The following is a 21,633-nucleotide window of genomic DNA, read 5'->3' on the forward strand; positions in this document are numbered from 1 at the left end:
CACTCAGCCATGCTGCTTGAGCCGCGCGAGACCTTCGAGGCCCTGCGCCGCGACTTCCGCTGGACCATTCCCGCCGATTTCAACATCGGCCGGGCGGTCGCCGACGATTGGGCGGCGAAGTTTCCCGAGCAAGTTTGCCTGCAGCACTTTTCACCCGATGGCCGGCATCTTTCGATGACCTATGGCGAGCTTTCGGCGCAATCCTCGGCGCTGGCCGAGGCCTTGACGGAAATCGGCGTCATCAGGGGTGACCGTGTGGCGCTTCTCATGCCGCAATGTTTCGAAACGGTCATTGCGCATGTGGCGATCTACAAGATGGGCGCGATCGCGCTGCCACTTGCACTGCTCTTCGGCGAAGAGGCGCTGGAATACCGGTTGCGGGATGCCGGCGCCCGCGTGATCGTCACCAACAGTTTCGGCCTGCAGCGGCTGAAGGCCATCAAGGCGCGTCTGCCGGCGCTGCAGACGGTGATCTCGGTCGATGGGCCCGGGCCCGATGTCATCGGTTTCCGTTCGATGATCGAGGGCCGGTCCGGCCTGTTCGACATTGTCGACACAGGACCCGACACGCCGGCGCTGATGATCTACACCTCGGGCACGACGGGGCCGCCCAAGGGAGCGCTGCACGGACATCGCGTTCTGGCCGGTCACATCCCCGGCTTCCAGCTGGCGCATGACTATCTGCCACAACCGGACGACAAGGTCTGGACACCCTCCGACTGGGCCTGGGCGGGCGGGCTGCTCAACGCGCTTTTGCCGGCGCTGATGCTCGGTGTGCCGGTCGTTTCCTCGCCGGCGCAGAAATTCGATCCGCATATGGCCTTCCGGATCATGGCCGAGATGAAGGTCCGCAATGCCTTTATCCCGCCGACGGCACTCCGGCTCCTGAAGGCGGTCGACAAGCCCCGCGAGGCCCATGATCTCGTGCTGCGCAGCATCGGGTCAGCGGGCGAATCGCTGGGGCGTGAAACCTATGAATGGGTGAAGATGGCGCTCGGCATCGTGCCCAACGAGTTTTACGGCCAGACGGAGTGCAATTTCGTGCTGTCCTCGGCGGCGCATCTCGGTGTTTCCAAGGGCGGCTTCATCGGCAAGGCGGTGCCGGGGCATGAGGTGGCGATCATCGATGCCGAGGGTCGGGAATTGCCGGCCGGCGAAACCGGGCAGGTGGCGATCAAGCGACCGGATCCGGTGATGTTCCTCGGCTATTGGAACAATCCCAAGGCGACGGAGGAGAAATTCGTCGGCGACTGGATGAAGACGGGCGATCTCGGACGGCAGGACGAAGACGGCTATGTGCAGTTTTTCGGCCGCGACGATGATGTGATCACGTCGTCCGGCTATCGAATCGGACCGGCGGAGATCGAGGACTGCCTGATCGGGCACCCGGCCGTCCGGCTCGCAGCCGTCATCGGCAAACCGGATCCTCTGAGGACCGAGATCGTCAAGGCCTTCGTCGTGCTGCAGGACGGATACACGGCGCAGGCGGCCTTGTCGGCGGAGATCCGCGACTGGGTGAAGAACCGATTGTCGATGCACGAATATCCGCGCGAGGTTGAATTTGTCACCGAGCTTCCGCTGACGACCAGCGGCAAGGTGATCCGTCGGCTGTTGCGGGATCAGGAGATCGCCAAGGCCAGCTGACGGGGCAAGGATCGCTCACTGCGGTCGCGGTGATCAGCCGCCGAAACGGCGGTTCAGCACCTTGTCACGCAGGATACGGGCGATGTTGCGCGTGTTGCGGTACATATGCAGCTGTGCACCGACCTGGCGGACGTCACGATCGACATTGGTTTTCAGGCCGATCACCAGGGTGCCCATGGCTTCGCGCTCCTGCCAGAAGCGGCTCATGATCGGATGATCGGGGGCCGCACAGCTGTCGGTGCGCTCGATGTTGGCATCGTCGAGATGCCATTCGGTGAGATCCGCCATCAAGAGCTTGCCAGGCGAGAAGCGGGCGTAGTGCTCGTCATAGGCGGTCTTCCAGGTATAGGCCTCGCCGGCCATGATGAAGACGACCATGGAGGCGATCGCCTGACCGTCGAGGTCGAGCGTGTGGATACGCACGGCATCGGCCTCGGCAAGATTGGTGATGGCCTCGCGGGCAAAGGCCGCCCGCAAGCGGTCGTTGACCATGGCCGAGCGCTTGCGCCCCTTCCAGCCGCTCGCTTCCAGCGCCAGAAATTCCTCCATCCGCAGACGGATCTCTTCCGGCTGGCGCGCGACATTGTAGCTCAACCTGCCCTGCGCGGAGAGCAGCTTCGCCTGACGCCGCATCTCGCGCAGGTGGCTCTTGCTGAGCGTCGATTGCAGATAGGCGGGGCCATCCACATAGCTCTGCAGCATGGGCCGTTGATATTCGTTGGTGACGGTCAGAGGCAGGTCGCGGGCGAGCGCCACGGCACGGGCGAGCTGGGTGAAGCGTCCTTCGAGGCGCAGATCCGGAATGACGAGCACGTTGGGAAGGCGCATCTCCGGCGCCACAAGGGCATCGAACATGTTGTCGATGGTTTCCGCCGCCCCTTCGGCATCGACCAGCGGCGTGCCAAGCGGTCCGAAGGGATTGGCCCAGACTCGAATGATCGAGGGACCGACGGAGAAGCCTGGCTTTTCGATCGAGAAGGGAAAGAGAAGGCGCAGGCGCGAACGGCGCTCGTCCTCGTCGCGAATGACGGCGAAACGCACCTGGCGCTCCTCCAGCCGCGGCATGGCCGGGGCGAGGAAACGCGGGGCGAAGAAGACATTGGCTTCCATCACCCGATAGGTCAGGTAGTCGAGTTCGTCCTGAAGCTCGTAGCCCATCTGGCTCGGATAGACGCTCAGACGACGGCCGGGGCGGCCGGTCGCGACCTCCGTCTCCGCCGCGGGCTTTACGCGGGCACCGGCAAGGCTGCCGACCAGGCGGTTGGCGCCGCTGTTCATGCTCTCGTCGTAGATGCTGTCGGTCATTGGCGGACGGCCTCCGTGGGGGGCGTCAGGGCATGCGGATCGGCAAAGGCGAAGACGACGATCCCGAGTGCGCGGCGGACCGCGATATGTAGCAGCATGGCTTCCACGACCATGGCCGTGGCGGTCGCTGTGGCAGCGCCGGCCAGACCCCAGGCGGGGATCAACGTGATATTGAGGCCGATATTGCAGGCAAGAGCCACCGCATAGACGGCGACGCAGAGCTGCTGGCGCCCGGCCATGGTCAGGAGCATTTCGGCCGGGCCGACCAAGGCCTTCGCCATATTGCCGGCAAAGAGGATCACCATCAACAGGTATCCGGCGGTAAAGGCTGAGCCGAAGAGACCGAGCAGCATGTCGCCGAGCATCAGGACGACGACGCCGACGGCCAGCGAGGGCCAGAAGCTCCAGCGCGCGGCCGTTCCCGCAAAACCGGCGAGGCCCTGGCTGTTTCCCTCGGCCATCAGGGTCGAGAAACGTGGTGTGGCTCCGGCTTTCACGGCGAAGAAGACGAATTGCATGAGTGCCATGGTCTTGGCGGCTGCGAAATAGACGGCGACCTGGTCCGGCGGCAGGTATAGGCCGACGACGATGACATCGGAATTGGTGAGGAGAAAGCCGAACCCCTCGATGAAGAAGATCGGCAGGGCTACCTTGAACCAGCCGGCGAAATCGATCTTGCGATCGCCACGGTCGTAGCGGTTCAAAAGGCGTCGATCTACGAGCAGGAACTGGCCGAGGGTCGTGAGATAGGTTGCGGCAAGTGCTGCCTGCATGGCGGTGACCGCGGTTGCGGGCGCGCCCCCGCTGACGGCCAGAAGCATGAAGGCGAGGATCAGGGCGGGGCGAACGATATAGGTGGGGCTCAAGCCGAGCACGGCCCAGCGATTGGCCCGGGCGGTGCCGTCGAGCACATCGCCGAGGGCGATCATCGGGAGGGCGAAAACAGCGAGGAAGAGCGGCACGAGGTAATAGTGCTCGATGCCGCTGCCGAAGAAATGCAGGGCCGTGATGCCGGCAAGTGCCAGGATACTGGCGCTCGTCATGGCAAAGAGGCGTGCGGTGGAGGTCAAGCCGCGGATCTCCGCATCGGCCTTGTCCTGGTCGTATTGCGGCAGGAAGCGGATGACGGCGGTGTGGAAGCCGAGGCAGGAGAAATTGCCGGCGAGAACGACCAGAACCCAGACGAAGACGAAAATGCCGTATTCGAATTCGCCCATCAGGCGGGCCTGGATGATCTGCGAAATGAAGGCGATGGCGGCGCTGATGACGCGGACGGCAAAGGCGATCGCGGCCATGCGCTGGGCGCGGGCCGTCTCGTCTTCAGCGCGGAGCGCGCGCACCAGACGCGGGCCCGCGGGCAACCATTTTTCCGCTGTTTCCAGAACAGTCATCGGTACGGACGCAATACTTCTCGCTGGGTCGGGTATGGCCTCCAGTGATGACAGATCAGGGTTAACGAAGTGTGGTGATGCTGCCTTGCGGCCGCCCGTCGTCCCGGGTCTTGCCGGACATCGGTACGCCGTTGAAGAGGAAAAGTGCCAGGGGCGAGCGCCGGATCAGCCGGTGGAGACCAAAGGAGAGGAAGAAGGTCGTGAGGCAGATCAGGAGGAACTCCACGACCGGCGGCCATTCCGCCAGGATGAAGAGCGCCGCAAGCGCGTAGATGATCGGGTGGTGCAGCAGATAGATGCTGAAGGAGGCGTCGACGATGCGGTCGATGCGCGGTTCCGGGCGGTTCCAGAAGCGTTCGGCGATGCCGATGAGAAACAGGCTCAGGAGGATCGCGGCCGCGCCGTCGAGCGCGTTGTAGGCGATGCCCCAATCGCTGGCTTCCGCCCCGCGCAGTGCTGCGGCAAGGATCGCGGCGGCCACGCCGAATGCCGGAAGGCCGTAGCCCTTCGTCCAGACGAGTGCCTGGCGGATGTCCGGCGAGGCCCGCAGGACGGTGCCGATCAGGAAGAATGGCAGGTAGCGGAGATAGGGATCGATGCCATGGGCGAGGAGATAGGGAAGGGCACCCTGGCGCGTCAGCATGTCCTGATGCGCGAGGTGGATCATCACCTCCCATGTCGCCGTCGCGATGATCAGGAATACGAGCGCCAGCCTCGGGCGCGTCCGCCAGTTCCCTTCGGTCTGCTTGATGACACGACAAACTCGTTCGAACCGCCGTCCGGCGGTGAGAAGCACCAGTATCCCGCTATAGGCGAGGAGCGCTGGCAGGAACCAGAGATGCATGATCCAGTTGGCGCCGGGATGGACGAGGTCCCGGCCAACCTGATCGAGCGCCGTCGACATCGAGCTTGCGCCGAGAAGGGCGCTTTCGAGGTCGATCACGGCGATCTGGATCGGTGCAAGCAGCACCAGCCCGGTGAGGAAGGGGATGCCGAGGCGAATGATACGACCGCGGAGCCAAGCTGCGGGCTTGCGCCTCTCCAGCATCATCGCCGCGAAGTAGCCTGCGACCATGAAAAAGGCGGGCATGCGGAAGGTCACGAGCACGCCGCTCAGGAAGGTCAGGATCTCGCTCTTTTCGGGGGATTGAATGTCCCAGAGGACGCGGGCGTTGTAGGCCATTGCGGCGTGGTAGGGGATGCCGAGAAGCATCAGGAAGGCGCGCAGCCAATCCCACTGGTGCTCCCGCGCTGTCATAGCCGACATCAAGCCCTCCAAAGGAAAAGGGGAACCGGGCCGTTTGGCGCGGTTCCCCTTTTGTCAGAGGCTAAAAGCGAAAGGTTGAGAAAGCCTCAAGCCCTTGCGGTCATGCTTCGAGCGCGCCGTGGCAGTGCTTGAACTTCTTGCCGGAGCCGCAGGGGCAGGGCTCGTTGCGACCGACGGTGCCCCAGCTCTTCGGATCCTGGGGATCGCGGTCGCCGGCGGGAACGGCAGAGCCTTCGCCGACATCGTCCTCGCCGGTGGTGGCGTCGATGTGGTGGGCCTGCATTGGCGGCGGGGTCGGGGCCGGGGGCGGATCACGGACCAGTTCGACGCGTGACATCTGCATGGTCACGGCATCGCGCAGGTTGGCGAGCAGGGCCTGGAAGAGCTCGAAGGCTTCGGCCTTGTATTCCTGCAGCGGGTCGCGCTGGGCGTAGCCGCGGAAGCCGACGACGGAGCGCAGGTGGTCGAGGTTGACGATGTGTTCGCGCCACAGGTTGTCGATGGTCTGCAGCACGACGGAGCGCTCGACATAGGTCATCAGTTCGGCACCGAAGCGCTCGGCCTTGTCGGCATAGGCCTTGTCGGCAGCTTCCATGATGCGGTTGTAGATGTCGTCCTCGGCGATGCCTTCCTCGGCGGCCCAGGCATCGATCGGCAGGTCGAGATTGAGGGTGGTCGCGACCTTCTGCTTGAGGCCGGCGACATCCCACTGCTCGGCATAGGCGTTCGGGGGCACATGGATGCCGACCATGGTCTCGATGACTTCGTGGCGCATGTCGGTGACGGTCGCCGAGACATCGGTCGCGTCCATCAGCTCGATGCGCTGCTCGAAGATCACTTTGCGCTGGTCGTTTATGACGTCGTCATACTTCAGAAGGTTCTTGCGGATGTCGAAGTTGCGGGCTTCGACCTTCTTCTGGGCGCGTTCCAGCGCCTTGTTGATCCAGGGGTGGACGATCGCTTCGCCATCCTTCAGACCGAGCTTCTGCAGCATGCTGTCCATACGGTCAGAGCCGAAGATGCGCATCAGGTCGTCCTGGAGCGACAGGTAGAACTTCGACCGGCCCGGGTCACCCTGACGGCCGGAACGTCCGCGCAGCTGGTTGTCGATGCGGCGGCTTTCGTGACGCTCGGTGGCGATGACGTAGAGACCGCCGGCTTCGAGCGCCTTCTGCTTGAGGGCCGCGATCTCAGCCTTGATGGCTTCGGTCTTCGCATCGCGCTCCGGACCCGGCTCGATCTCGGCCAGTTCGTGCTCGAGGCGCATGTCGAGATTGCCGCCGAGCTGGATGTCGGTACCGCGGCCGGCCATGTTGGTGGCGATCGTCACGGCGCCGGGAACGCCGGCCTGCGACACGATATAGGCTTCCTGCTCGTGGTAGCGGGCGTTGAGGACCTTGAAGTCCTTGAAGCCCGACTGGCTCAGCATGTTGGCGAGCAGTTCGGACTTTTCGATCGATGTGGTGCCGACGAGAACCGGCTGGTTGCGCTCGCTGGCGGCCTTGATTTCCTCGATGATCGCCTTGAACTTTTCCTCGACGGTCCGGTAGACCTCGTCATCCTCGTCGATACGCTTGATCGGCAGGTTGGTCGGAACTTCCAGGACGTCGAGACCGTAGATGTTGGCGAATTCTTCCGCTTCGGTTGCTGCCGTACCGGTCATGCCGGCGAGCTTCTTGTACATGCGGAAATAGTTCTGGAAGGTGATCGAGGCGAGCGTCTGGTTCTCGGGCTGGATCTGCACCTTTTCCTTGGCTTCGAGCGCCTGGTGCTGACCTTCCGAGTAACGGCGGCCCGGCATCATGCGGCCGGTGAATTCGTCGATGATGACGATCTCGTCGTTGCGGACGATGTAGTCCTTGTCGCGCTGGAACAGCTTGTGGGCCTTCAGCGCGTTGTTGATGTGGTGGACGATCGCAACGTTTTCTACGTCGTAGAGGCTCTCGCCCTTCAGGAGGCCTGCCTCGCGAAGCAGATTTTCGAGCTTCTCTGTGCCGACTTCCGAGAAGTTGGCCGCGCGCTGCTTTTCGTCGATCTCGTAGTCTTCTTCCGACAGGAGCGGGATGAAAGCGTCGATGGTGTTGTAGAGATCCGAGCGGTCGTCGAGTGGGCCGGAGATGATCAGCGGCGTGCGGGCTTCGTCGACCAGGATCGAGTCCACTTCGTCGACGATCGCGAAGTTGTGGCCACGCTGCACCATCTGGCCGCGCTCGTACTTCATGTTGTCGCGCAGATAGTCGAAGCCGAGTTCGTTGTTGGTCGCATAGGTGACGTCGCAGGCATAGGCAGCGCGGCGTTCATCGTCGGAGAGACCATGGACGATGACGCCAGTGGTCAGCCCGAGGAAGCCGTACATCTTCGCCATGGTCGCGGCGTCACGGCGCGCGAGGTAGTCGTTGACGGTGACGACGTGGACACCCTTGCCCTCGAGGGCGTTCAGGTAGACGGCAAGTGTCGCGACCAGCGTCTTGCCTTCGCCCGTCTTCATTTCGGCAATCGAATTGTCGTTGAGGATCATGCCGCCGATCAGCTGAACGTCGAAGGGACGCATGCCGAGCGCACGACGGGCACCTTCACGGGCGACGGCGAAGGCGGGTACCAGGATATCGTCCAGCGTCTTGCCGGCGGCCAGTTCTGCCCGGAACTCGGCCGTCTTGGCGGCGAGCTGTTCGTCGGTCAGCGCCTTCACCTTCTCTTCGAGGGCTGCGATCTGAGCAACGCGGGGGTTATAGGATTTCACGCGACGGTCGTTCGACGATCCGAAGATTTTGCGCGCAAGTCCACCAAGACTGACCATATCGATGGTCCTTTCTGACCTTCGTCATATCGTTGACGTACCTTTCGAACCACCATTAGCGAGGACGAATAGGCACAAGGCGCCCTGAAACTACTCTGGACGCGAGGTTGCGTGACAGATAAGAGGGGGGTCGAATGATGTCAACGGCGCAGGCTGGTGCCAAATCCCCTCGGTCGCCGGGCATCTGACAATCTTTTGCCCAATTCGAACGGTCTTGAAACGGTTCACCATCCGAAAGGTCTTTCATGCTTCGCCTCAACAAAATCGTGCTTGCCGCCTGCGTTTCCCTCTCGGCCCTCACCGGTGCGGCTTTCGCCCAGGACGCCACTGTCGTTGCAAAGGTCGGTGATCTCGAGATCACCCAGTCCGAACTCGATTTGGCGATCGCCAACCTCGATCCGCAGCTCGCACAGCTTCCCGATGAGCAGAAGAAGGTCGCTGCCCTTTCCGGCGCAATCGACGTCAAGCTGCTTGCGGCAAACGCGACCGCCGCCGGTCTGCAGGACGATCCTGAATACAAGCGCCGCATGGCCTTCATCGCCGAGCGCGAGCTGCATAACGCCTTCTTCAAGAAGAATGTTGTCGACGCTGTCACGGAAGACGAAGTGAAGGCGCGCTACGAGAAGGAAATCGCAGCGCTTCCGAAGCAGGAAGAAGTGCGCGCCCGCCACATCCTGGTGAAGACCGAGGAAGAGGCCAAGCAGATCATTGCCGATCTCGATGCCGGCAAGGACTTCATCGAAATCGCCAAGGAAAAGTCGACAGACCCGAACAAGACGGAAGGTGGCGACCTCGGCTACTTCTCCAAGGGCCGCATGGTCCCCGAGTTTGAAGAAGTGGCGTTCTCGCTCGAAAAGGGCACTTACACGAAGACCCCGGTTCAGACCCAGTTCGGCTTTCACGTGATCCTTCTCGAAGACAAGCGCGATGCTCCGCCGCCGGCTTTCGAAGCCGTCGAGCAGCAGGTTCGCCAGCTCGTGATGCGCGACAAGTATCTCGAGCTGATCGAAAAGGCGAAGACCGAGCAGAAGATCGAGATCGTCGACGAAGCCCTGCGCAAGGGCTACGAAGAAGCCAACACGGCAGAGCAGCAGTAAGCTCTTCCCTAATCGTTGTTTGTTCCAAGGCCCGCAGTTTGCGGGCCTTCCATTACGGGCCGCGCCATGTCTTCCAGCATTTCTCCTCTCGCTCCGAAAACCTATGCCGACATGCCTGTGATCCGCGGTGTGCGGATGGCGACCGCGGCTGCGGGCATCAAGTACAAGAACCGCACCGATGTGCTGTTGATGGCCTTTGACGAACCGGCCTCGGTCGCGGGCGTCTTTACCAAATCCAAGTGCCCTTCGGCTCCGGTCGATTTCTGCCGGCAGAACCTTTCGCACGGCGTGGCGCGCGGCGTCGTCGTGAATTCCGGCAATGCCAATGCCTTCACCGGGGTGAAGGGCAAGGCTGCGACGGAGCTGACGGCGAAGTCGGCAGCGGCAGCATTGGGTTGCGGCGAGAACGAGATCTACCTTGCCTCGACGGGGGTCATCGGCGAACCGCTGGATGCGACGAAGTTTTCCGGCGTCCTCGAGCAGATGGCGACAGATGCGACCGGTGACTTCTGGTTCGAGGCCGCCAAGGCGATCATGACCACGGATACCTATCCGAAGGTCGCAACGCGCAGTGCGAAGATCGATGGCGTGACTGTCACCATCAACGGCATTGCCAAGGGTGCCGGCATGATCGCGCCCGACATGGCGACGATGCTCTCCTTCGTTGTGACGGATGCGGATATCGCGCCGGCGGCCCTTCAGGGTCTTCTGTCTGCAGGCGTCGAGCCGAGCTTCAATTCCATCACCGTCGACAGCGATACATCGACCTCGGACACGCTGATGCTGTTTGCGACCTGTGCCGCATCGGCGGATGGTCAGGCGAAGATCGAGGGGGCAGATGATGCCCGTCTCGGCGATTTCCGGGCGGCGCTGAACGATCTCCTCAAGGATCTGGCGCTGCAGGTTGTGCGTGACGGTGAAGGTGCCCGCAAGATGGTGGAGATCACCGTCAAGGGGGCCGAAAACGATCTTGCGGCCAAGAAGATCGCGATGTCGATCGCCAATTCGCCGCTGGTCAAGACGGCGGTGGCCGGTGAAGATGCCAATTGGGGTCGTATCGTGATGGCGGTCGGCAAGTCCGGTGAAATGGCCGATCGTGATCGGCTGGCGATCTGGTTTGGCGATGTGCGCGTAGCGGTCAATGGCGAGCGTGATCCGGCCTATTCGGAAGAGGCGACCACGGCCGTCATGGAACGGGAAGACATTCCGGTTACCGTCGATATCGGTCTTGGTTCCGGCACGGCCACGGTCTGGACCTGCGATTTGACAAAGGAATATGTCGCCATCAATGGCGACTATCGGAGCTGACGTCTGAATGCATGCAATGGTAAGTGATCCCAACCTGCCGCTCGTCCGGCGCCTCGAAGCGGTGGGTTTTCGGGCCTGGCCGGCAAGCAGCGTCGTCTATGATGGAAGCTGGCAGGTGCGCCTGACTGGGGGACATCCCGGCAAGCGGTTGAATTGTGTCGTGCCGCTCGATCCCTCGGATAGCCGCGATATCGCGCTGCGCATCGAAAGGGCCGGCAAGCGTTTCGAGGCGCATGGGCGACCGCTTCTGGTGCGGCAGACGCCGCTTTCGCCGAAGCCGCTGATCGACTTTCTGGCGTCCGATGGCTGGGAATGCTTCGAGGAGGTCGTGACAATGACCGGCGATCTCGGGCGCATGACCTTCCCGGATACTCTCGACCATCTGCCGACCCAGGATGTCGGGCGTTATGTCGATGCCGATATCGCGGTGCATGGCAGCGATCCGGGTTTGAAGGCAGCGCTCGCTGAGATCCTTGGAAACATCAAGCCGGCATCCGGCCTCTTTGTGATCGAGGATGCCGTCAAGGGACCGCTTGCGGCGGCTCTGTGCGTTCAGGACAATGATCTCGCGGGCATCATGTCGCTTGCTGTCCGTCCCGATCACCGTCGACAGGGGTTCGGTATCGAGATCCTGAGTTCTGCACTGCGCTGGGCCCGCATGCGCGGTGCGCGCACCGCCTGGCTGCAGGTGGTTGCCGACAACAAGGAAGCGATGGCGCTCTACACGAAGATGGGTTTCGAGGAAGCCTATCGCTATGCCTATTGGCGGAAAGCGTCCGCATGAGCGATGTGAAGAAACCCATCCTGCTGGTCGCGGCCTGTGCACTCGTCGATACCGACAACCGCATCCTGCTCGCCCAGCGCCCCGAGGGGAAGTCGCTGGCCGGTCTCTGGGAATTTCCCGGCGGCAAGGTCGAGGCTGGCGAGACGCCTGAGGAAAGCCTGGTGCGCGAACTCGAGGAGGAGCTCGGGATCAAGACCAAGGTAGCTTGCCTCGCGCCTCTGACTTTTGCGAGCCACACCTACGAGACGTTTCATCTGCTGATGCCGCTCTATATCTGCCGTCGCTACGAGGGCATTCCGCAGGGGCGGGAAGGGCAGGCAATCAAGTGGGTCAAGGCCAAGGCGCTTCGCGAGTATCCGATGCCGCCGGCGGACGAGCCGCTCATCCCGGTTCTCCAGGACCTTCTCTGAGAAAAGCCTGATTCAAGCCGCGTCGTTAATCAAAAGTTTATAACCCTGACCGCAATATACACTCTGTTCATGCGTCGGATACGTGTGTGGAGCGTAATATGGTAAACGAGGATTTCTGGAAGGCCGCACGGTCCCGAGAGCGGTCTTCGGTCAAAACGGGCAGGACCGGGGTCTTGAATATCGCGTTGCTTTTCGGCACGGCTGCGATCGCCCTTTCGCTTGTCTTGACGCCCATGCTCGCCTCCAAGACCGACCGCAAGACGCTCGCTTTTCAGCCTGACGAATTCGACATGATTACCACCGGATCGATCCCCAAGGACGAGAGCGGCAAACGGTATACGATCCGCCGCAGCGTGCTTCAGGAGACGCCGGGTTCCGTCTGCATCATCGACGGCTACGGCTCCGGCCAGGCCTGCTAATTCCCATCGGCCGGGGCGGGGGCAACCATCTCGGATCCAGACTGTCAGGAGCGAGAATGCGTCTTTTACGCCAGTTGATGTCTGACCTTCGTGGCGCGACCGCCGTCGAATACGGACTGATCGCCGCGATTATCAGCGTCGCGCTGCTTTCCGGCTATAGCGCGTTCACGGGCTCGCTGCTCAGTACCTTCAATACCGTCGAAACCCACTTTACCGAAGCCAAGAAGTAACAATCGCCGTCAGGGTTCATCTGGTCGCCGCGCTGGATCGAGCGCGTCGGCGAGGCGCATCTTTGCAGAACCGGGCTTGAGCGGTTTCTGCTGGCTCTCGTGTGGGGCCCAGCCGGAAACGAAGACGATCGAGAAGGTGGCGCGGATGCGGCCATCCGGATCGGAGAACCGTTCGGCATAGAGTTCCGCTGCCCGAAGGAAGAACTTGCGCGAGACCGGGCGACGGCTGCGTCCCAGCAGCGGATTGGCCATGCCCATGGCCTTCAGGTCTCGCATCAGCGCGAAGATGTGATCGTAGCGGACGGTGAAGCTTTCCTCATCGATGACCGGAAGTGCGAAACCCGCGCGCTGCAGAAGCGAGCCGATGTCCCTGATGTCGGCGAAGGGGATGACGCGGGGGCTTGCACCGCCATAGATCTCCGTTTCGGCCGCCAGGAGAACCTCGCGCAACTCGGAAAGCGTTCCTGAACCTGGGATGGCAGCGAGCAGCAGGCCGTCGGGTTTCAGCGCACGGCGCATCTGGATCAGCATGCCGGGGGTGTCATTGGTGAGATGCAGAGACAGCGGCGAGAGGATGAGGTTTACCGATTGCGGGTCGAGCGGCACGCTTTCGTAACCGGAGACGGCGACCGGGTTTTCGGCCTCACCGAAATTCGCATCGGTTTCGATCCGCCGCAGCGTCCCGATCTTGCCGGTCGCGAGCGCAGCCCTGGCGGTGAGCCCGGTTCCGCCGAAGAGTTCCACGGCATCGTCGAAGCTGCGCTGGACGATGGCCAGGCGGTCGGCGAGTTCGCGGGCGGTCAGGTCCAGCAGGAAATCGCTGCCGGCTGCGTTGCGGGCCAGGGCACGCGCACGGTTGCGGGCGATCAAGGCTTCGTCGAAAAGCTCGTTCATGGCGGGAATCCTGGATTGGCCTCGTTCCGGCATTGGCCGAACGCCCAAGCGGGCGTAAAGTCGATGCATGTGGGCTCATTTAGTGCAGAAAAGCGCATCCGTCAGCCGGCATCATGCCGGATCGGCGCTGCGCGGGCTGTTTCATCTCATCTATCCACCGGCCTGTGCCCATTGCCATGTCCGTGTCGCCAGCCATCACGCACTCTGTGCGCAGTGCTGGGGCGACATGCGGCTGATCGACAAGCCCTATTGTCCGGTTCTCGGCCTGCCCTTTGCTCATGATCCGGGCGAGGGGATGGTTTCGCCGCAGGCGATCGCCCATCCGCCCGTCTTCGACCGCCTGCGTTCGGTTGCCCTCCACGAGGGGGTGGCGCGGCATCTGGTACATGATCTCAAGTATCGTGACCGGGTGGATCTGGCGCCGATGATGGCCGGCTGGATGCTGCGGGCGGCCTCGGTGGAAATTGCCGCCTGCGATGCCATCGTCTGCGTGCCGCTGCACCGGATGCGGATATTTCGGCGCATGTTCAACCAATCGGCGGAACTGGCGCGGCATGTGGCGCGGCAATCGGGCAAACCGTTTTTCGCGGAGGTGCTGCTGCGGCGCAAGCGCACGCAGCAACAGGTCGGCCTGACGGCGAACCAACGTTCGCTCAACGTACGCGGCGCCTTCGGCGTGCCGGCAGGCCTTGAGGATCTCGTCTTCGGCAAGCGCTTGGTGCTGGTTGACGACGTCTACACGACGGGGGCGACGGTCAGTGCGGCGACAACTGCCCTGAAAAAGGCAGGCGCTCAGGATGTCACTGTTTTGACCTTTGCAAGGGCACTCGCCGGGCCTATATGAGGGGACCAATTCCCTGTCTATGCGACGCTTTCCGGCGGAGAACTTCATGGCTGACGTCACGATCTACACACGGCAATTCTGCGGCTACTGCGCCAGCGCCAAGGCGCTACTGGACAGCAAGGGCGTCGCCTTTGTCGAGCATGACGCGACAGGCAAGCCGGATCTGCGTGAGGAAATGATCGCCAAGTCCGGCCGCAACACTTTCCCGCAGATCTTCATCGGTAGCCAGCATGTCGGCGGCTGCGACGACCTGCATGCGCTCGATCGGGCCGGCAAGCTCGATCCGCTTCTCACAAAGTAAGGACTGATTGGTCATGGTGTTCAAGGCTGCCGCCGTCCAGATGTGCTCCGGGATCGATCCGGAGAAGAATGCCGAAAGCATGGCACGGCTCGTGCGCGAGGCCGCCCGGCGCGGGGCGATCTATGTTCAGACGCCGGAAATGACGGGCGCGGTGCAGAAGGATCGGGCCGGTCTTGCCGCCGTGCTGCGCGACGAAGAAACCGATCTCATTGTCAAAAAGGCGTCGGAGCTTGCCAAGGAGCTCGGCATCCATCTGCATGTCGGCTCCACCGCCATCAAGCTTGCCGATGGCAAGATCGCCAACCGCGCCTTCCTGTTTGGCCCCGACGGCAAGAAAATCACGTCCTACGACAAGATCCACATGTTCGACGTCGATCTCGACAATGGCGAGAGCTGGCGCGAAAGCGCGGTCTATCGTCCGGGCGAGCGGGCGGTCGTTGCCGATCTGCCCTTCGCCAAGCTCGGCTTCGGCGTTTGCTACGACGTGCGCTTCCCGCATCTGTTCCGGGCGGAAGCCATGGCGGGGGCGCAGATCCTGACGACGCCGGCCGCCTTTACCAAGCAGACCGGCGAGGCGCATTGGGAGATCCTGCTTCGAGCCCGCGCGATCGAGAACGGCGCCTATGTCATCTCGGCCGCCCAGGCGGGCGTGCATGAAGACGGGCGCGAGACCTTCGGTCATTCGATGATCGTCGGCCCCTGGGGCAAGGTGCTGGCGTCTGCCGGCGGCACCGGCGAGGACGTGGTCGTTGCCGAGATCGATCTCGAGGCAGTGAAGGCCTGCCGGGCGAAGATCCCGAACCTGAAGAATGGCCGCGACTTTGCGCTCGACATCGCGCCTGTGCTTGCCAAGGGAGGCGTCACAGTTTGATCCGCTATTCGCTGTGCTGCGAGAAGGCCCACGAATTCGAAGGGTGGTTTTCGGAGAGCGCCGATTTCGACCGGCAGAAGGCTTCGGGTTACCTCACCTGTCCCGTCTGCGGATCGGCCGAGGTGGCCAAGGTGCTGATGGCACCGGCCGTGTCGACCGCCCGTCAGAAGGAGGAGACCCAGGCGCTGGCCGTCTCCGAGGTGCAGAAGCAGGCCTTCGTCAAGCTCAAGGAAGCGATCCGCGAGATCCGTGCGAGCAGCGAGGACGTCGGGGAGAAGTTTCCCGAGGAAGCCCGCAAGATCCACTATGGCGAGTCGGAGGCGCGCGGCATCATCGGCCAGGCGTCACCCGTGGAGGTCAAGTCGCTGATCGAGGAAGGCATCGAGATCGCGCCGCTGCCGGTCCTGCCTGACGACGTGAATTGACCACCGCCTTTACCGCCGACGGTGCGCCTATTTCATCAATCGAGCGCGCATCAAGCGACTGGCTGCTGACAATCTTGAGACGCAGGCCGATCTGATTTCAGCCGTCAAAGCCTTGCCCGTCTGATCGAGGGCTCAGCCCTTGAAACCGTCTTGGTCGAGATAGGCCTGCTCTTCGTGCGTCGTCTTGCGGCCGAGAGCGGTATTGCGGTGAGGAAAGCGGCCGAAGCGCTCGATCAGATCCAGATGCAGAACGGCCCATTTCAGTGCTTCCGCATCACCGGTCTCGTCGCGATGCTTCTCGAAAAGCGAGACGCTGTGGCGCTGGTCTACCATGTCTTCCGAATGTTCGAAGGGCAGGTACATGAAGGGGCGCAGGATAGGCTCGACCTTGATGTCGAAACCCTTGGCCAGAGCGTGGTGGGCTATCGTGCGGGCGAGAGGATCGGTCGCATAGGAATGCGCGCTGCCGCGAAAGAGATTGCGCGGGAACTGGTCGAGCAGCAGGAGAAGAGCGAGGGTGCCCTCAGGGGTCTCCTGCCAATCCGACAATTCGTTGCGCGAAGCCTGGAAATGCAGCTCGGCATAGTCCGCTTCGATTTCGGCGTCGAGCGCTTCATTACGCGAAAACCAGGCTTCCGGACCGTGGCGCAGCCAGAAGTCTATGATCGTCTGCGGTGTCGTCATGTCGCCGATCCCGGGCGGCTCGCCAGCATCATGTAGTTGACATCGATGTCTGCCGAGAGGTTCCACTGGTTCTGCAGAGGATTGAAGAAGACGCCTTTGGTTTCGAGGATCTGCATGCCGTTTGCAGAAAGCGGCCGTTCGATTTCCTCGGGGCGGACCAGCTTTTCATACTGGTGAGTGCCGCGGGGCAGCCAGCGCAGGACATATTCGGCGCCGACGATGGCAAGCGCTGCGGCTTTCAGCGTGCGATTGATGGTGGAGACGAGCATCAGGCCGCCGGGGCGGACCATGGAGGCGCAGGTCGACAGGAAGAAATCGACGTCGGCGACATGCTCGACGACTTCCATGTTGAGCACGATGTCGAAGGTCTCGCCCTGGGCGGCCAGTTCTTCGGCGGTCACAGCGCGGTAATCGACTTCCACGCCGCTCTGGGCGGAATGGGTCATGGCGATCTTGATGTTCTTCTCGGAAGCGTCAGCACCAAGAACGCTTGCGCCCATGCGGGCGACCGGTTCCGACAGGAGGCCGCCGCCGCATCCGATGTCGAGGATGCGCAGGCCCTCCAATGGGCGGGCGCTCTTAAGGTCGCGGCCGTAATGCTCGATGACCTTGTCCCTGATATAGGCAAGGCGCACCGGATTGATCTTGTGCAGCGGCTTGAACTTGCCGGTCGGATCCCACCACTCGGCCGCCATGGCGGAAAAGCGGTCGACTTCGGACTGATCGATTGTGGTGCGGGCCTCTGCACTCATGACGGAACCTCCTGGCGCGTTTGGTCATGAAGTCGTCTCGATGACCTTTAAAGTCAAGGGTGGAGACGTCGCAGGTGGCGGAGCGACGACGGATTGGCAGGCCTCAAGCGTTCTTGCCGTCGTTCGCGCCAGGTCGTGTTGTCTTGCGGACAATCAACGGGACGTCCGTTTGTCCAGTCCGTCGAGAATGCGTTTGGCAAGGGCGGGATAGTCGCCGTCAAAGTGGTGACCGCCCTTGATGCCGATCGTCTCGATCGGGCCGCCGACGAGATCCTTGCAGGCGTCGTCGTCTTCGTCCGTTCCATACATGCATTGAACCAGGGCGGGGTCGATCCTGGCGACTTCCGTCAGGGGATCTGCCCCGCCGCTTCCGCCACTGCCCAACCAGCCGGAGACGGACACCTCGTAATCGGCCTCGTGGGACAGCGCGAGCAGGCTCACGAGGGAGACCCGTGACTTCAGCTTGTCGGGCAGCCCGTTATAGGCGGCCGGCAGGATGTCGGCGCCAAAGGAATAGCCGATCAGCATCACATGCTTCACCTTCCAGCGCTTCTCGTAGGTGTGGATGATGGTGGCGAGATCCCCGCTTGTCTGTTCCGGGGTCTTCTTCGACCAGAAGTAACGGAGCGAATCCACGCCGACGACGGGAATGCCGGCGGCTTGCAGATTGGTGCCGACCTGGCTGTCGAGGTCGCGCCAGCCGCCATCGCCCGAAAAAATCACCGCCATAGTGTCGCGGGACGGCGCAGCGTCGAGAATGGTCAGCGGCAGGCCGAGCGGGGTTTCTGCAGCATTGCTTGCCGCGACCAGTTCATCGATCGTATCGGAAAAGGCCATGCTCGTATCCGCATCGATGTCGCGCTGGTCGATATCAGGATGGCTTGCGACGAGATCGGTCACATGAGCGCGGGCCTCAGGCGTGGCTGAAGGGCTGAAGAGCACGGTCGCAGGATCGGGCAGGTCGCCCGCTGTCAGGCCATAGATCATGCGGTCACCGACGACCTTTTTCTCGGCCGGCGTGCAGAACTGTTTGGTGAGCGGGATGCCGGCTTCCGGGTCGAGGGCCAGCGTCTGGCCGATGGTGGCTTTCGGGGTCTGGGCGAGGATGGCGAGCGCCAGTGCCCCGCCTTCGCCGCGGCCTGCGACAACAGGCGGCAGGAAGTTCGCATTGCCTGCCTTGCGCTGCAACTGGCGTCCAAGCGCCTCGATGTCGGAGACGGTGTAGATGCAATCGCCTTTGTCGGCAGACAGCGAGGCAATGTATTTCGGTGTGTCGATGCCGACGACGATTGCGCCGTTCGCCTGCAGGCGAACGGCTTCCTTCTGGTCGGTATCCTGCCAACCCGGCGCGTCCGACAGCAGCACGACGAGCGATTGCGGATCTCCGTCGGGCAGCAGCGTGACCGGCGAGGGGATCATGCCGGTGTCGAGCGGCGGGTCTTCGGCATGGGCCAGACCGGGCGCGATGGTCGGCGAGAGCAAGGCGAGGAGGGGAAGTGCGAGCAGCGTCGCGCGGAGGGAGGTCTTCATTTTTTCACCACGCCTTTCAGACCGCCGCCGATCAGAAGGGTTGCATCGAGCAGGGCCAGTACGGGATTGAGACCGCCGGCGACCGCGAGATAACGCGGCTGCCAGTCGGGGTGGAACTTGGACTTGAAGGCGCGCAGGCCCTTGAAATTGTAATAGCGTTCGCCGTGCTCATAGAAAGTGTTGGCGACGCGATCCCAGACGGGAGCCACCTCGCGGCGTGACAGGCCCGACAGTGGCGCCATGCCGAGGTTGAAGTGGCGATAGCCCTGGTCGCGGAGTGTCGTCATCAGGCGCACGAACAAGAAATCCATCGCGCCTTTCGGGGCGTCGGGGGCGAAGCGCATGAGGTCGATCGATGCCTCCTCGCGGGTGTCCGTCAGCAGAATGTCTGCGAATGCGACGATCCGGCCCCCGTGGCGCAGGATGGCGACCGGTTGAGCTGTCATATAGGTCTCGGTAAAGGCGCCCAGCGAGAAGCCCTTTTCCTTCGCCCTGTGGTGGTCGAGCCAGGCATCGGAGATGCGGCGCAGGTCGTCGAGGATGGCAGCGACGTTTTCCGTCGGGATGATCTCGAAGGTCAGGCCGTCGCGATCGCCCTTGGCGGCGGCCTGGCGCAGGCCCGCCCATGTGCCGCCCTTCAGGTCGAAGCGTTCGAGATCGACCACCGCCATCTCGCCGAGCTTGAAGGCCTTCATGCCGGCATCGGCGATGACAGGCAGGATGGCGGGGGAGGCCTGGTAGAAGACGGCACGGCATCCGCTCGCACGTGCCGTTTCGACGAATTGCCAGACGAGCTCGTCACGCGAGGCTTTCGGCCCGACGGGATCGAGGAAGGCAATCAGGGACCGGCCCTGGCGGCCATACATCAGGAATGCCTCGCCATCGGGTGAGACCATCACCGACTTGTCGCCGGTGCGCACGAGATTGGCGTCGGCCACATCGTGGCGGTCGAGAATGGCGACGGCTTTCGCCAGTTCCTCCTCGCCTGCCGGACGGATCGCCGGGGCTGCCGGGCGCATGAGGCTGAAGAGGCAGACACCCATGGCGACGACGGTGAGACCGAGCATGGCGCGAAGCGAGCGCGGCGCCTCGGCATCGAAGGCGAACTGCCACCAGAGCGCATGGCTGTATTCGACGTCACGATAGACGAAGAGTAGGACGATGACCGCGCCGCCGATCAGGACTGCAACAGCGAGCAGCCAGGAGGAGGTGAGCGCCTGGCCGAGTGATGCCCTGCGATGAAAAAGGCGGCGGCTCGGGAGGAGGCCGATGACGAGAATGGCGAGCAGGGCCGCTTCGTAGACGGCGACGGCCTTGGCGAGCGACAGGACGAGGGCGAGCAGGGCGACAAGCAGGGTGCCCCACCAGGCGCCGTCGAGGCGCTGGGCCAAGCCGCGGGCGACGACGACGAGCATCAGGCCGAGGATGCTGGCGAGGAAATGGGCGCCTTCGACCACGGGGAGCGGCAGGAACCCCGCCAGCAGGTCGAGATTGTCGCCCGGTGTGGGCGTCACGCTCGACAGCACCAGCATGGCGCCGAGGACCAGAGCAAGAGCTGCGAGAAGCGTCGGGGCAAGGCGTCCGGCGGTCCTGGCGACACCTGTTGCGAGCGGGCTCGCCGACAACTGGCGCAGTTCGGTTGCCGTGACCACGAAGATGGCGATGACCAGCGGCAGAACATAATAGATGGCGCGGTAGGCGACTAGTGAGGCAAGCAGCGCGTCGCCCGGAACCTCTGAGCCGAGGGCGGCCAGGATCACGGCCTCGAAGACGCCAAGGCCGGCGGGCACGTGGCTGACGACACCGATGCCGATGGCGACGGCATAGACGGCGAAGAAGGCGGGCCAGGAAATCTGCGCTTCTGCTGGCAGAAGGGCATAGAGCACCGACGCCGCAAAGGCGACATCAAGCACGGTCACCAGGAATTGCCGCGAGAGCGTGCCGGTATCGGGGAGGCGGAGCGTGCGCCCGGCAAACTTCAGTCCGCCACTGCGGGCGATGCCGAGAAGCAGCAGGATCGCGATGAGGATGATGGTGCTCACCGTCGCAAGCGTCGCTGAGGAAATTCCCAGCAGAGGTGCGATTTCGCCGGCCATCGGCACCAGACTGCCTGTGGTCAGCAGGGCAAGGCCGAGCGAGAAGGACACAGTGACGAAGGCGATGATGCGGCCGATTTCGTCGGGCGAGAGACCGGCGCGGGAATAGGCGCGGTAGCGGATGGCACCTCCCGACAATGCGCCGAAGCCTGCGACATTGCCCACGGCATAGGCACTGAAGGCGGTGAGTGCCACCTCCGGCCAGGGGCGCTTGCGGCCGATATGGGACAGCGCGTTCAGATCATAGAAACAGAGGGTGACGAAGCTCAGTGCCGTGAAAAGCACGGCGAGCGCGATCGAGGAGGCACTTGTCGCCTCCAGGGAACGGATCACGTCGGCATAGGTGACCTCCTCCGTCAGCCGGTAGACGGCATAACCGACGGCGGCAAAGACGAGGAGTGCCGCGACTGCAGCGATCGACTTCGCATGTCTGTTAAAGAAGGAGGGCGGCGGGAGGTTGTCGCTGAGGGCAGGCTCGGGAAACGCGTCTAATGCTTTCATGACACCCTATCCGGTATCGATCGACCAACATGTGACGATCCAGCCTCCCAGCCCGGGCGTCGCCTCATGGTTGGCGCCCGAAT

At 62.9% G+C, this 21,633-nt stretch carries 20 protein-coding genes; 11 read left to right on the forward strand and 9 right to left on the reverse strand.

The window, feature by feature from the left end; translation table 11 throughout:
- Positions 1 to 9: 9 nt before the first annotated feature.
- Positions 10 to 1,644, forward strand: coding sequence for an AMP-binding protein (locus BSY240_RS15985; protein ID WP_069042938.1), 1,635 nt, complete (start codon positions 10 to 12; stop codon positions 1,642 to 1,644).
- A 33-nt stretch (positions 1,645 to 1,677) separates the two neighbouring features.
- Here BSY240_RS15985 and BSY240_RS15990 read toward each other — a convergent pair whose 3' ends face one another.
- The 4 genes from BSY240_RS15990 to secA all read right to left on the reverse strand — a co-directional run bounded on the left by BSY240_RS15990 (position 1,678) and on the right by secA (position 8,404).
- Positions 1,678 to 2,949: a GNAT family N-acetyltransferase gene (locus BSY240_RS15990; protein WP_069042939.1), complete on the reverse strand. Its 1,272-nt coding sequence runs from the start codon at positions 2,947 to 2,949 to the stop codon at positions 1,678 to 1,680.
- On the reverse strand, positions 2,946 to 4,340 hold the full coding sequence (locus BSY240_RS15995) for a lipopolysaccharide biosynthesis protein (protein WP_069042940.1): 1,395 nt from the start codon (positions 4,338 to 4,340) through the stop codon (positions 2,946 to 2,948). Before BSY240_RS15995 ends, BSY240_RS15990 begins: the two co-directional genes overlap by 4 nt.
- A 61-nt stretch (positions 4,341 to 4,401) precedes the next feature.
- Entirely contained in the window at positions 4,402 to 5,607 is a 1,206-nt protein-coding gene (locus BSY240_RS16000) for an acyltransferase family protein (protein WP_069042941.1), read from the reverse strand.
- 100 nt (positions 5,608 to 5,707) lie between these two features.
- Positions 5,708 to 8,404: a preprotein translocase subunit SecA gene (secA, locus tag BSY240_RS16005; protein WP_054149936.1), complete on the reverse strand. Its 2,697-nt coding sequence runs from the start codon at positions 8,402 to 8,404 to the stop codon at positions 5,708 to 5,710.
- 245 nt (positions 8,405 to 8,649) lie between these two features.
- Between secA and BSY240_RS16010 the strand changes: the two genes are divergently transcribed.
- The 6 genes from BSY240_RS16010 (at position 8,650) to BSY240_RS16035 (ending at position 12,652) form a co-directional block, all read left to right on the forward strand.
- Complete coding sequence (locus tag BSY240_RS16010; protein WP_069042942.1) at positions 8,650 to 9,501, forward strand: peptidylprolyl isomerase; 852 nt, start codon at positions 8,650 to 8,652, stop codon at positions 9,499 to 9,501.
- A gap of 66 nt (positions 9,502 to 9,567) precedes the next feature.
- Positions 9,568 to 10,809 (forward strand): bifunctional glutamate N-acetyltransferase/amino-acid acetyltransferase ArgJ, encoded by a 1,242-nt coding sequence (gene argJ / locus BSY240_RS16015; RefSeq protein ID WP_069042943.1) that lies wholly within the window; start codon positions 9,568 to 9,570, stop codon positions 10,807 to 10,809.
- 7 nt (positions 10,810 to 10,816) lie between these two features.
- Positions 10,817 to 11,593, forward strand: coding sequence for a GNAT family N-acetyltransferase (locus tag BSY240_RS16020; RefSeq protein WP_069042944.1), 777 nt, complete (start codon positions 10,817 to 10,819; stop codon positions 11,591 to 11,593).
- Positions 11,590 to 12,003, forward strand: a complete 414-nt coding sequence (gene mutT / locus BSY240_RS16025; RefSeq protein ID WP_069042945.1) for an 8-oxo-dGTP diphosphatase MutT — start codon at positions 11,590 to 11,592, stop codon at positions 12,001 to 12,003. Before BSY240_RS16020 ends, mutT begins: the two co-directional genes overlap by 4 nt.
- Before the next feature lie 98 nt (positions 12,004 to 12,101).
- The gene (locus tag BSY240_RS16030) at positions 12,102 to 12,422 is read left to right on the forward strand and encodes a hypothetical protein (protein ID WP_054149941.1); all 321 of its coding nucleotides are present in this window, start codon (positions 12,102 to 12,104) and stop codon (positions 12,420 to 12,422) included.
- 56 nt (positions 12,423 to 12,478) lie between these two features.
- Entirely contained in the window at positions 12,479 to 12,652 is a 174-nt protein-coding gene (locus tag BSY240_RS16035; RefSeq protein ID WP_069042946.1) for a Flp family type IVb pilin, read from the forward strand.
- A gap of 9 nt (positions 12,653 to 12,661) precedes the next feature.
- Here BSY240_RS16035 and BSY240_RS16040 read toward each other — a convergent pair whose 3' ends face one another.
- On the reverse strand, positions 12,662 to 13,546 hold the full coding sequence (locus BSY240_RS16040) for a methyltransferase domain-containing protein (protein WP_069042947.1): 885 nt from the start codon (positions 13,544 to 13,546) through the stop codon (positions 12,662 to 12,664).
- A gap of 67 nt (positions 13,547 to 13,613) precedes the next feature.
- On the opposite strand from BSY240_RS16040, the gene BSY240_RS16045 reads away from it, so the two are divergent.
- Genes BSY240_RS16045 through BSY240_RS16060 form a run of 4 tightly spaced genes read left to right on the forward strand, consistent with a single transcriptional unit; the run spans position 13,614 to position 15,987 of the window.
- Positions 13,614 to 14,390 carry a ComF family protein gene (locus tag BSY240_RS16045; RefSeq protein WP_083229640.1) on the forward strand — a complete coding sequence of 259 codons (777 nt, stop codon included), beginning with the start codon at positions 13,614 to 13,616 and terminating at the stop codon, positions 14,388 to 14,390.
- Between the two features lie 46 nt (positions 14,391 to 14,436).
- The gene (gene grxC / locus BSY240_RS16050) at positions 14,437 to 14,691 is read left to right on the forward strand and encodes a glutaredoxin 3 (RefSeq protein ID WP_069044012.1); all 255 of its coding nucleotides are present in this window, start codon (positions 14,437 to 14,439) and stop codon (positions 14,689 to 14,691) included.
- Between the two features lie 13 nt (positions 14,692 to 14,704).
- Positions 14,705 to 15,562, forward strand: a complete 858-nt coding sequence (locus BSY240_RS16055) for a carbon-nitrogen hydrolase family protein (protein ID WP_069042948.1) — start codon at positions 14,705 to 14,707, stop codon at positions 15,560 to 15,562.
- The gene (locus tag BSY240_RS16060; RefSeq protein ID WP_054149945.1) at positions 15,559 to 15,987 is read left to right on the forward strand and encodes a DUF1178 family protein; all 429 of its coding nucleotides are present in this window, start codon (positions 15,559 to 15,561) and stop codon (positions 15,985 to 15,987) included. The genes BSY240_RS16055 and BSY240_RS16060 overlap by 4 nt, the downstream gene beginning before the upstream one ends.
- Before the next feature lie 132 nt (positions 15,988 to 16,119).
- Here the strand turns inward: BSY240_RS16060 and BSY240_RS16065 are convergent, their stop codons facing one another.
- The 4 genes from BSY240_RS16065 to mprF all read right to left on the reverse strand — a co-directional run bounded on the left by BSY240_RS16065 (position 16,120) and on the right by mprF (position 21,550).
- Positions 16,120 to 16,671 (reverse strand): DUF924 family protein, encoded by a 552-nt coding sequence (locus tag BSY240_RS16065; RefSeq protein WP_069042949.1) that lies wholly within the window; start codon positions 16,669 to 16,671, stop codon positions 16,120 to 16,122.
- Positions 16,668 to 17,423 (reverse strand): bifunctional 2-polyprenyl-6-hydroxyphenol methylase/3-demethylubiquinol 3-O-methyltransferase UbiG, encoded by a 756-nt coding sequence (gene ubiG, locus BSY240_RS16070; RefSeq protein ID WP_069042950.1) that lies wholly within the window; start codon positions 17,421 to 17,423, stop codon positions 16,668 to 16,670. Before ubiG ends, BSY240_RS16065 begins: the two co-directional genes overlap by 4 nt.
- A gap of 153 nt (positions 17,424 to 17,576) precedes the next feature.
- On the reverse strand, positions 17,577 to 18,953 hold the full coding sequence (locus tag BSY240_RS16075; protein ID WP_069042951.1) for a virulence factor family protein: 1,377 nt from the start codon (positions 18,951 to 18,953) through the stop codon (positions 17,577 to 17,579).
- Positions 18,950 to 21,550: a bifunctional lysylphosphatidylglycerol flippase/synthetase MprF gene (gene mprF / locus BSY240_RS16080; RefSeq protein ID WP_069042952.1), complete on the reverse strand. Its 2,601-nt coding sequence runs from the start codon at positions 21,548 to 21,550 to the stop codon at positions 18,950 to 18,952. The genes BSY240_RS16075 and mprF overlap by 4 nt, the downstream gene beginning before the upstream one ends.
- Positions 21,551 to 21,633: the final 83 nt, after the last annotated feature.

It is taken from the genome of Agrobacterium sp. RAC06 (assembly GCF_001713475.1).
Lineage (GTDB): Bacteria > Pseudomonadota > Alphaproteobacteria > Rhizobiales > Rhizobiaceae > Allorhizobium.